This window comes from Ornithinimicrobium sp. (assembly GCF_035267225.1).
Lineage (GTDB): Bacteria > Actinomycetota > Actinomycetes > Actinomycetales > Dermatophilaceae > Ornithinicoccus.
Window position 1 is genome coordinate 19340 of record NZ_DATFMA010000055.1, and the last position, 10062, is coordinate 29401.

A 10062-nucleotide genomic window follows, 5' to 3' on the forward strand; every position below is an offset into this window, starting at 1 on the left:
AGCGGAGCTACACGGTGGCGGCCAGCTGGCCGCAGGCACCGTCGATGTCCGAGCCTCGCGTGTCCCGCACGGTCGTCGGGATGCCGTGAGCGAGCAGCCGTTCCACGAACTGCTGTTCCACCCCCGGGCGTGAGGCCGTCCACTTCGACCCCGGTGTCGGGTTGAGCGGGATGGGGTTGACGTGGACCCAGCCCGCGCCGCGCTCTCGCAGCTTGCGCCCCAGCAGGTCGGCCCGCCACGCCTGGTCGTTGATGTCGCGGATCAGGGCGTACTCGATGCTCACCCGGCGCCTGGTGCGCTGGAAGTACCGGTACGCGGCGTCCAGGGCCTCGTCGACCTTCCACCGGGTGTTGATCGGCACCAGCTCGTCGCGCAGCTCGTCGTCCGGGGCGTGCAGGGACAGCGCGAGGGTGACGGGGATGTCCTCCGCAGCCAGCCGGTCGATGGCCGGGACCAGGCCCACGGTCGACATGGTGACGCCCCGCGCCGACATGCCCAGCCCCGACGGCGGGGGCTGGACCAGACGGCGGATGGCGCCCAGCGAGGCGCGGTAGTTGGCCAGGGCCTCGCCCATGCCCATGAAGACCACGTTGCTCACCCGCAGTACCTCCGCTGTGCCCGCGGCCGTGTCGACGTTCGCCTCGCGCAGCGTGCGGGTAGCGGAGACCACCTGCTCGACGATCTCGGCGGTCGACAGGTTGCGGGTCAGCCCGGCCTGCCCCGTGGCACAGAAGGGGCAGTTCATTCCGCAGCCGGCCTGGCTGGAGATACACATGGTGATGCGCCCCGGATAGCGCATCAGCACCGACTCGACCATGGCTCCGTCGTGCAGCCGGTGCACCTGCTTGATCGTGGCGCCCTGGTCCGCGGACAGGCTGCGGACCGGGTGCAGCAGCGTGGGGAGCAGGTCCGCGACCAGGGACTCGCGGGTGCTCGCGGGCAGGTCGGTCATGGAGGCCGGGTCACACACCAGGCGGTCGAAGTAGTGCCTGGACACCTGGTCGGCACGAAAGCTCGGATGGCCCAGCTCGCGGACCCAGTCGCGGCGCCCCGCGGGGTCCAGGTCGGCCAGGTGGCGGGGTGGCTTGCCACGCCTGGGCGCGGTGAAGGTCAGGGCCCCCCGGGCGGGCGGGGTGCTGGTGGGGGCCGGGATGTCCGTGGGCACGGGCCCCATCCTCGCAGGTGCCCCGGGTCAGGCGGGGACGAAGGCGGTGAGGATGGCGAAGGTCACCGGGAGGGTCATCACCAGGGAGTCGAGGCGGTCCATCAGGCCGCCGTGACCGGGCAGTGTCGAGCCCATGTCCTTGATCCCGAGGTCGCGCTTGAGGGTCGACTCCGCCAGGTCGCCCAGGGTGGCGAAGCACGCCACCGCGACCCCCAGCAGCACTCCCACCCACCACGCACCGTCCAGCAGCAGCACCACGGAGAGCACCCCGGCCAGTACGCAGCTCAGCACTGAGCCTGCGAAGCCCTCCCACGACTTCTTCGGGCTCAGGGACGGCGCCATCGGGTGTCTGCCGAACATCACGCCCACGGCGTACCCGCCGATGTCGCTACAGATGGTGACCAGGATGAAGACCACGATCCGGGCCACGCCGTCGGCCTCCGAGACAAGCAGGGCGGCCAGCCCGGACATCAGGGGCACGTACGCGGTGATGAAGATCCCGCCGGCGGTGTCGCGCACCGCACGTTCGGCCCCCAGGGCAGCACGCCAGACGAGGATCGCCAGGCAGAAACAGGCGAAGCCCACGGCCAGCGCCTCCGTGCCGCCGACGTAGGCCAGGGGCATCAGGGTGACGGCGGCAGCGAGAGTGGGCACCGGCGGCGCCTCGATCCGCCCGGCCCGCAGGGCCTGGATGAGCTCGTAGACGCCCAGCACGATGCCGACCGTGGTGACGGCGACGAACAGCGGCTTGGACAGCAGCAGGGTGGCCAGGACGACGGCACCCAGCCCGACGCCGACGCCGATGGCCGCGCGCAGGTCGCGGCCGGCTCGGGAGGTCGTTGCCGCAGGGTCGGCGGGGGCAGGGCGAGCCGCGGCGGCCGGGTAGTCGCGGCGCCTGGTGAAACCCTCGCTGTCGTCGGTCATCGGCAGCTACACCTCGAGCAGCTCCGCCTCCTTGTGCTTCAACACCTCGTCGATGGCGTCGACGTACCTTCTTGTCAACGCCTCGAGCTCCTTCTCGGTCCGGTTGCCCTCGTCCTCGCCGATGTCACCGTCCTTGACCGAGGACTCGATGACATCCTTGGTGTGGCGCCGCACGTTGCGCACCGACACCTTCGCGTCCTCCCCCTTGGTGCGGGCGAGCTTGATGTAGTCGCGCCGCCGCTCCTCGGTGAGCTGCGGCATGATGATCCGGATCTGGTTGCCGTCGTTGCTCGGGTTGACGCTGTTGTCGGAGTCCCGCAGCGCCTTCTCCACGGCAGGCAATGACGACTTGTCGTAGGGCTGGATGAGGATGGTCCGCGCGTCCGGGACGTTGAACGAGGCCAGCTGCTGCATCGGCGTGGGAGCGCCGTAGTAGTCGACCAGCACCCTGCTGAACATGCCCGGGTGCGCCCTTCCGGTCCGGATCGAGGACATGTCCTCGCGAGCGACCTCCAGCGCCTTGGTCATCTTGTCCTCGGCCTCCAGCATGGCCATCTCTGTGGTCTCGGACATGTGCGGGCTCCTCGTATGACGTTGCGGTGGGTGGTCGCGAACAGGGGTGGCGCGAGGTTCACTCCTCCGTGACCAAGGTACCGATCTTCTCACCCAGAATCGCCGAGGCGATGTTTCCCGGGCCGGTGTCATCGCCGTCCGACGGGGCGTCCATGCCGAAGACCAGCATCGGCAGCCCGTTGTCCATGCAGAGGCTGAACGCCGCGGCGTCGACGACCTTGAGGTTCTGCGTCAAGGCGTCGTCGAAGGTCAGCGTGTCCAGCTTCACCGCGGTCGGGTCGTGCCGCGGGTCGGAGGTGTAGACGCCGTCGACGCCGTGCTTGCTCATGAGCACCGCGTCGCACTTGATCTCCAGCGCCCGCTGCGCCGAGACGGTGTCGGTGGAGAAGTACGGCATCCCCGCGCCGGCGCCGAAGATCACGACGCGTCCCTTCTCGAGGTGGCGGATCGCCCGCCGAGGGATGTAGGGCTCGGCCACCTGACCCATGGTGATCGCCGTCTGGACGCGCGTGGCGACCCCTTCCTTCTCCAAGAAGTCCTGCAGGGCCAGGCAGTTCATCACCGTGCCGAGCATCCCCATGTAGTCGGCACGGGCACGCTCCATCCCGCGCTGTTGCAGCTGCGCCCCGCGGAAGAAGTTACCCCCTCCGATCACCACCGCCACCTGCACACCCTCGCGGGCGGCGACGGCGATCTGTCGGGCGATGCCCCGGACGACATCGGGGTCGACACCGATCCTGCCGCCCCCGAAGGCCTCCCCGGACAGCTTGAGCAGCACGCGACGCGGCTGGGCCTCGTCGGCTTCCGGGTGGTCCTGGTCGATCTCGGCGTGGGTCATCGGAGCCTTCCGGGCGGAAACGGTCGTCGTGGAGGCATCAACGCGTCGTCGCGTCGTCGCTGCGCATCCTCCCATACGCGCGCTCGGGCGGCTCACCCCGAAGCGGCCGGTCAGCGGGCATGATGGCGCCATGCCTGCCGATCCGCTGTCACCGCACCCGCCGCCAACGGGCACGGCACCGGTGCGCGCGCAGGAGCAACACCGCCAGCGGGTCAGCACCGAGCTCGTGGCGGTCATCGTCTCGATGTCCGGAGACCGACCGGTGGTGCTCACGACCGCTGACGGCGTGCGGCTCCCCTCCGGTCCGCTGCGCAGCGACCATCGCTCGCTGCAGACCGGCCTGAGGGCCTGGGTCGAGCAGCAGACGGAGCTGCCACTGGGGTACGTCGAGCAGCTCTACACCTTCGCCGACCCGGGGCGCACCGGTGGCGAGGACCGGACCATCTCGGTGTCCTACCTGGGCCTGACGCGGGCTACGTCGGCTCTGTCGCAGTGGGGCGGCTTCTACGACTTCTTCCCTTGGGAGGACGCGCGCCAGGGTCGCAACGAGGTCCGCGCCGAGATCGAGCGGCGACTGCTGCGCTGGGCGGGGACCGCCCCGGACGCCGCCGGGCGACAGCGCCGCCTGCGGTGTGCGGTGAGCTTCGCGCTCGACGGCAGACCATGGCGCCCGGAGCTGACCCTGCAGCGCTACGAGCTGCTCTACGAGGCGGGCCTGCTGCCGGAGTCTGCCGACCCATCCGCCGAGCCCACGCCCGGATGGCCGATGCAGGATGACCATCGGCGCATCGTGGCCACCGGGATCGCGCGGCTCCGGGCCAAGATCCAGTACCGGCCGGTGGTCTTCGAGCTGATGGCCGATGCCTTCACCCTCGGTCAGCTGCAGGGGGTGGTCGAGGCCCTGGCCGGCCAGACCCTGCACAAGCAGAACTTCCGCCGGCTCATCACGCAGCAGGACCTGGTCGAGGACACCGGCCGCACCGACAGTCGCACCGGCGGGCGACCCGCCAAGCTCTACGCGTTCCGACGCGAGGTGCTCGACGAGCGCGGTACGGCCGGCACCACCTTGCCGGTCGTCCGTACCCGCTGAACCCGCGCTACCGCTGACCGCCGATGCTGGGGCCGGGTTTGTCATGCTCATCGTGAGCATATAGGGTCGAAGCCCTGAATATGCTCATACGTAGCATAAGGAGTGCCCCGTCCGGTGCCACCAGGAGGAACCCTCATGGCCCCATCCCAGTTCCAGTCCCCCGTCCTCGTCCCGACCGACGCGCTCTACGAGTCGGTGCGCCATGTGGTCCCCGAGGTCGAGTGGTCAGTCTTCTCGCCTGAGATCGAGGCGATTCAGCGCCTCAAGTCCGAGCGCAACGCCGTCATCCTCGCTCACAACTACCAGACTCCTGAGATCTTCCACGGCGTGGCCGACATCGTGGGCGATTCCCTTGCTCTGGCCCGGGAGGCCCAGTCGGTCGAAGCAGACGTGATCGTGCTGGCCGGCGTGCACTTCATGGCCGAGACGGCCAAGCTGCTCAACCCGGACAAGACGGTGCTCATCCCCGACCTGCGCTCGGGCTGCTCGCTGGCCGAGTCGATCACCGGCGCGGACGTGCGCGCCCTGCGGCTGGCCCACCCCGGGGTCCCGGTGGTGACCTACGTCAACACCTCCGCAGAGGTCAAAGCCGAGAGTGACATCTGCTGCACCTCCGGCAACGCCGTTCGGGTCATCGAGTCGCTCGGGGTCCCGCGGGTCATCATGATCCCCGACGAGTACCTGGCGCAGAACGTCGCCCGGCAGACCGGCGTGGAGGTCATCACCTGGGCCGGACACTGCGAGGTCCACGAGCGTTTCACCGCGCGCGACATGCGCCAGCTGCGGGCGGACCACCCGGGCGCGGTCGTGATCGCACACCCGGAGTGCCCCCCGGAGGTGATCGAGGAGGCCGACATGTCCGGCTCCACGGCCCAGATGCTCGACTACGTCGGCACCGAGCGGCCCGAGCGTGTCGCTCTGGTCTCGGAGTGCTCCATGAGCGACAACATCGCCGCCCAGCACCCCGAGATCGAGTTCGTCCGTGGGTGCAACATGTGCCCGCACATGAAGCGCAACTCACTGGTCACCATCCGGGCGAGCCTGGAGACGCTGACGCACGAGGTGAGCATCGACGCCGCAGTGGCTGCGCGGGCCCGCTCCGCGGTGACTCGCATGCTCGAGGTATGAGGCGGGCGGAGGCCGGCGGTCTACCGGTGGTCGTCGGTGCCGGCCTGGCCGGACTGATGACCGCGGTGAACCTGGCGCCGCGCCCTTGCCTCGTCCTGACCACGGGAAGGCTCGGCACCCAGGCGGCGACGGGGTGGGCTCAGGGAGGCATCGCGGCGGCGATCGGGGCCCAGGACTCTCCCGACCTGCACGCCGCCGACACCCTGGCTACCGGCGCCGGCCTGTGTGACCCTCAGATGGTCCGGGCCATCACCGCGGCTGCCCCCGTAGCGGTGCGGCGGCTGGCCGACCTCGGAGCACGCTTCGACCGGACCGCGGCCGGTGCGCTCCGCTTGGGCCTGGAGGGAGCGCACAGCCGCAGACGCATCGTGCACGCCGGTGGCGACGGGAGCGGTGCGGAGGTGCTGCGCGCCGTCACCGAGGCGGTCCGCGCGACCGACTCGGTGACCGTGTGGGAGCACAGCCGCGCGGTGCGAGTCCTGACCGACCCGCAGAGCGGAGCGGTGAGCGGTGTGCAGGTGCAGACCGCGTCCGGTGAGCAGGTGGTTCCGACCACCGCGGTGGTGCTGGCGACCGGAGGGTACGGCGCCCTGTGGCAGCACACGTCCAACCCTCTCGGCGCCCGTGGCCAGGGCCTGGCCATGGCCGCCCGCGCAGGGGCGCGGTTGCGCGACCTGGAGATGGCGCAGTTCCATCCCACCTCGTTGCATGCGGGGATGGACCCGATGCCGCTCATCAGCGAAGCGGTGCGGGGGGAGGGAGCGACCCTGGTCGACGCTCACGGCCAGCCACTGCCGGGGGACCCACTCGCCGGGCGCGACGTGGTCTCCCGGGCGGTCTGGGCCGAGCTGCGAGAGGGGGGCGAGGTGTTCCTCGACGCACGAGCTGCGATCGGCGACCGCTTCCGCAGTCTCTTCCCCGGGATCGACCGCGCATGCCGGAGAGCGGGCATCGACCCCTCGACCGAGCTCGTCCCCATCCACCCCGCGGCGCACTACCAGTGCGGTGGCGTCGAGGTCGACCGCCGGGGTCGTACCTCGGTACCCGGTCTGTGGGCCGTGGGTGAGGTCGCGAGCACCGGCCTGCACGGGGCGAACCGACTGGCCAGTAACTCGCTGTTGGAGGCCGTGGTCTGCGCCGGATGGGTGGCGGCCGACCTCGACCAACCGCAGGCCGTCGATCCTTCCGTCGTCTCAGGACCCAGCGCGGAGATGGTGCCCCCAGCCGCGACCGCCGAGGAGCGGTCACAGCTGCGTCAGATGATGAGCCGCTGCGCAGGCGTGGTGCGCCGCGAGCAGGACCTCGCTCACGCGGTGCACCTGCTGAGCCGTCGCGCTGGAACCGATGTCGAACGTCTGCGCGACGAGGAGCTGGTGGCCTTGCTGGTCTGCCACGGCGCCCTACATCGACGGGAGAGCCGAGGTGGTCATCTGCGCGAGGACTACCCCCGTCCCGCAGAGGTGGCCCAGCACACCGTGGCCTGTCTGGAGGACCTGCAGGCGCACGTGGGGAGCGCGGTATGACGCTGGCCCCCCCGCCCGGGGTCATGCTGGAGACCGCCGTGCGCGCAGCCCTGGTCGAAGACCTGGGCCGGGCTGGCGACGTCACCTCGGAGGCGATCGTGCCCGCTGAGACCCGGGCCCGGTTCGCCATCGTGGCCCGTGAGCCTGGAGTGCTGGCGGGCCTGCCGGCGGCCCGGAGCGCGTTCGCCCTGATCGACCCGGCGGTCGGCTTCGACGCCATGGCCGACGAGGGTGAGCGCGTCTCTCCCGGCGCGACGGTCGCCCTCGTCGAGGGCGCCGCCCGCTCCATTCTCACCGCCGAGCGTGTGGCGCTGAACTTCCTCGGGCATCTGAGCGGAGTCGCCACGGCCACGGCGGGCATCGCCGACGCGATCGCGCACACCCGGACGCGCGTCTGCTGCACCCGGAAGACCACGCCGGGGCTGCGTGCGCTGGAGAAGTACGCCGTGCGAGCCGGTGGCGGGGTGAACCACCGGTTCGGGCTCGACGACGCCATCCTGGTCAAGGACAACCACATCGCGGTGGCCGGCGGCGTCGCGGCCGCCATCGACAGGGCCAAGCGGGCCGCCGGCCATCTGATGCCGATCGAGGTCGAGGTCGACTCTCTGGAGCAGCTGGCGCGGGTGCTCGACGACCCGGTCACCGCGGTCCTGCTCGACAACTTCGACCCGGTCCTGGCCGCTCAGGCCGTCACCATGGTCGGTGGCCGGATGACCGTCGAGGCCTCGGGCCGAGTCACCGCTGCGCTGGCCCCCGCGCTGGCGGAGGCCGGCGTGGACCTGGTCTCGGCCGGATGGGTCACGCACAGCGCTCCCGTGCTCGACTTGGGGTTGGACGAGGCCTGAGCTCGCCGGGTCGAGCGCTCCACAGCACGACGAAGGCCGGACCCGTGACGGGCCCGGCCTTCTCCGGCGCGTGTCGGGTCGGTCAGACCCCGACCTTGACCCGGGCGAACGAAGTGACCTCCACGCCACCTTCCTGGGCGACCTGAGCCACGGACTTCTTGGAGTCCTTGGCGAACGCCTGGTCCAACAGGACGTTCTCCTTGAAGAACCCGTTGACGCGGCCCTCCACGATCTTGGGCATGGCCCGCTCGGGCTTGCCCTCCTCGCGGGCGGTCTCCTCCGCGATCCGGCGCTCGGCGGCCACCGTCTCCGGGTCGATCTCCTCCCGCGTCAGCACGGTGGGGCTGAAGGCCGCGACGTGCATCGCGATGTCACGGGCCAAGCCGTCCTCGCCGCCGCGGGTCGCGACCAGCACGCCGATCTGGGGCGGAAGGTCGGGGCTCGTCTTGTGCAGGTAGGACACGACTGAGCCACCTTCGCCGGCGTCGACGCGGGCCACGCGGCGCACCTCGATCTTCTCGCCGATCGTGGCGTTCGCCTCGTCGAGCACCTCTTGGACGGGGCGCCCGTCGATCTCCGAGCCGAGCAGCTCAGCGGCGTCGGCAGCGCCGACGGCGACCGCCTGCGCCAGGACCTGGTCGGCCAGCTCGGCGAACTTCGGGCCCTTGGCGACGAAGTCGGTCTCACAGTTGACCTCGACCAGGGTGCCGACCCCGTCGGTGATGTCGACGCGGACCAGGCCGTTGGAGGCCGAGCGGCCTTCGCGTTTGGTGACTCCCTTGAGCCCCTTGACGCGCAGCAGCTCGGTGGCTTTGTCGGTGTCGCCGTCGGCCTCGTCGAGCGCCTTCTTGACGTCCATCATGCCGGCGCCGGTCTGTTCCCGGAGCGCCTTGATGTCTGCGGCGGTGTAGTTCGCCATCGTGGTGCGTTTCTCCTTCTGCTGGGCAGGGGTGGGTCAGGAAGCGTGGGTGTCGGCCGGGGCCGGCGTCTCCGCGGCGGCATCGGGTGCCGACGCGGCCGCCTCCTCCGTGGAGGCCGGAGGAACGACCGCGCTGTCGTCGGGTGCTCCCGGGGCCGGTGAGGCCGCGTCAGCGTCCTCGACAGCGGTGATCTCCTCGCTGATCTCGGCTCCAGCCGGAGCCTCGCTGGGCTCGGTGGCGGTCGCGGGTGCGGCCGGGTCGGCAGCCTCCGCGGCCCCGCCCCCCGCGAGCAGCTCACGCTCCCACTCGGCCATGGGCTCGTCGGCGGCACCGTCGGCGGCGGATGCTCCAGCGGAGCGAGAGATCAGCCCGTCGGCCACGGCCTCGGCCACCACCTTGGTCAGCAAGGTGACGGAGCGGATGGCGTCGTCGTTGCCGGGGATCTTGTAGTCGACCTCGTCCGGGTCGCAGTTGGTGTCCAGGATCGCGATGACCGGAACCCCGAGCTTGCGCGCCTCGGTGACGGCCAGGTGCTCCTTCTTGGTGTCGACCACCCAGACGGCCGAGGGGACGCGGTTCATGTCCCGGATGCCGCCCAGCGTGCGCTCGAGCTTCTCCTTCTCCCGGCGCATCATCAACAGCTCCTTCTTGGTGCGACCGGACGCGGCCACATCGTCGAAGTCGATCTCCTCGAGCTCCTTCAGGCGGGTGAGCCGCTTGGAGATGGTGCTGAAGTTGGTCAGCATCCCGCCGAGCCAGCGGTAGTTGACGTACGGCATCCCGACTCGGGTCGCCTGTTCGGCGATGGACTCCTGAGCCTGCTTCTTGGTGCCGACGAACAGGATGGTGCCGCCGTGCCCGACCGTGTCCTTGACGAAGTCGTAGGCCTCGTTGAGGTAGGTCAACGACTGCTGCAGGTCGATGATGTAGATGCCGTTGCGCTCGGTCATGATGAAGCGCTTCATCTTGGGGTTCCACCGGCGGGTCTGGTGCCCGAAGTGGACGCCGCTCTCCAGGAGCTGGCGCATGGTGACGACGGCCATGCCGAGGTCTCGC

The 10062-nt window shown here is 70.4% G+C and carries 10 protein-coding genes; 4 read left to right on the forward strand and 6 right to left on the reverse strand.

The genetic code is table 11. The features are described 5' to 3' along the window. Positions 1 to 7 precede the first annotated feature (7 nt). From rlmN to pyrH, 4 genes are read right to left on the reverse strand one after another with little or no spacing between them, the layout of a single operon-like run. The gene (rlmN, locus tag VJ976_RS04420; protein ID WP_414693563.1) at positions 8 to 1174 is read right to left on the reverse strand and encodes a 23S rRNA (adenine(2503)-C(2))-methyltransferase RlmN; all 1167 of its coding nucleotides are present in this window, start codon (positions 1172 to 1174) and stop codon (positions 8 to 10) included. Between the two features lie 18 nt (positions 1175 to 1192). Then, positions 1193 to 2089, reverse strand: coding sequence for a phosphatidate cytidylyltransferase (locus VJ976_RS04425; protein WP_324098901.1), 897 nt, complete (start codon positions 2087 to 2089; stop codon positions 1193 to 1195). A gap of 6 nt (positions 2090 to 2095) precedes the next feature. Next, positions 2096 to 2662, reverse strand: coding sequence for a ribosome recycling factor (frr, locus tag VJ976_RS04430; RefSeq protein ID WP_324098902.1), 567 nt, complete (start codon positions 2660 to 2662; stop codon positions 2096 to 2098). Positions 2663 to 2720: 58 nt separating this feature from the next. Then, positions 2721 to 3500, reverse strand: coding sequence for a UMP kinase (pyrH, locus tag VJ976_RS04435; protein ID WP_324098903.1), 780 nt, complete (start codon positions 3498 to 3500; stop codon positions 2721 to 2723). A gap of 130 nt (positions 3501 to 3630) precedes the next feature. Between pyrH and VJ976_RS04440 the strand changes: the two genes are divergently transcribed. The 4 genes from VJ976_RS04440 to nadC all read left to right on the forward strand — a co-directional run bounded on the left by VJ976_RS04440 (position 3631) and on the right by nadC (position 8086). Further along, the gene (locus VJ976_RS04440) at positions 3631 to 4590 is read left to right on the forward strand and encodes an NUDIX hydrolase (RefSeq protein ID WP_324098904.1); all 960 of its coding nucleotides are present in this window, start codon (positions 3631 to 3633) and stop codon (positions 4588 to 4590) included. A 135-nt stretch (positions 4591 to 4725) separates the two neighbouring features. Continuing rightward, a complete protein-coding gene (nadA, locus tag VJ976_RS04445) occupies positions 4726 to 5718 on the forward strand; it encodes a quinolinate synthase NadA (RefSeq protein ID WP_324098905.1) in 993 nt (330 codons plus the stop codon). Further along, complete coding sequence (locus VJ976_RS04450) at positions 5715 to 7241, forward strand: L-aspartate oxidase (RefSeq protein ID WP_324098906.1); 1527 nt, start codon at positions 5715 to 5717, stop codon at positions 7239 to 7241. Before nadA ends, VJ976_RS04450 begins: the two co-directional genes overlap by 4 nt. Further along, a complete protein-coding gene (gene nadC / locus VJ976_RS04455; RefSeq protein WP_324098907.1) occupies positions 7238 to 8086 on the forward strand; it encodes a carboxylating nicotinate-nucleotide diphosphorylase in 849 nt (282 codons plus the stop codon). Before VJ976_RS04450 ends, nadC begins: the two co-directional genes overlap by 4 nt. An 82-nt stretch (positions 8087 to 8168) precedes the next feature. Here the strand turns inward: nadC and tsf are convergent, their stop codons facing one another. Both tsf and rpsB read right to left on the reverse strand, forming a co-directional pair. Then, the gene (tsf, locus tag VJ976_RS04460; protein WP_324098908.1) at positions 8169 to 9005 is read right to left on the reverse strand and encodes a translation elongation factor Ts; all 837 of its coding nucleotides are present in this window, start codon (positions 9003 to 9005) and stop codon (positions 8169 to 8171) included. Between the two features lie 36 nt (positions 9006 to 9041). Beyond that, on the reverse strand, positions 9042 to 10049 hold the full coding sequence (gene rpsB, locus VJ976_RS04465; RefSeq protein ID WP_324098911.1) for a 30S ribosomal protein S2: 1008 nt from the start codon (positions 10047 to 10049) through the stop codon (positions 9042 to 9044). Between the last annotated feature and the right edge of the window lie 13 nt (positions 10050 to 10062).

Excerpts from the sequence above, each read along its gene's own strand:
- rpsB (WP_324098911.1), bottom strand. The coding sequence starts at position 10,049 with ATGGCCGTCGTCACCATGCGCCAGCTCCTGGAGAGCGGCGTCCACTTC.
- pyrH (WP_324098903.1), bottom strand. The coding sequence starts at position 3,500 with ATGACCCACGCCGAGATCGACCAGGACCACCCGGAAGCCGACGAGGCC.
- VJ976_RS04440 (WP_324098904.1), top strand. The coding sequence starts at position 3,631 with ATGCCTGCCGATCCGCTGTCACCGCACCCGCCGCCAACGGGCACGGCA.
- VJ976_RS04425 (WP_324098901.1), bottom strand. The coding sequence starts at position 2,089 with ATGACCGACGACAGCGAGGGTTTCACCAGGCGCCGCGACTACCCGGCC.
- frr (WP_324098902.1), bottom strand. The coding sequence starts at position 2,662 with ATGTCCGAGACCACAGAGATGGCCATGCTGGAGGCCGAGGACAAGATG.
- rlmN (WP_414693563.1), bottom strand. The coding sequence starts at position 1,174 with ATGGGGCCCGTGCCCACGGACATCCCGGCCCCCACCAGCACCCCGCCC.
- nadA (WP_324098905.1), top strand. The coding sequence starts at position 4,726 with ATGGCCCCATCCCAGTTCCAGTCCCCCGTCCTCGTCCCGACCGACGCG.
- nadC (WP_324098907.1), top strand. The coding sequence starts at position 7,238 with ATGACGCTGGCCCCCCCGCCCGGGGTCATGCTGGAGACCGCCGTGCGC.
- tsf (WP_324098908.1), bottom strand. The coding sequence starts at position 9,005 with ATGGCGAACTACACCGCCGCAGACATCAAGGCGCTCCGGGAACAGACC.
- VJ976_RS04450 (WP_324098906.1), top strand. The coding sequence starts at position 5,715 with ATGAGGCGGGCGGAGGCCGGCGGTCTACCGGTGGTCGTCGGTGCCGGC.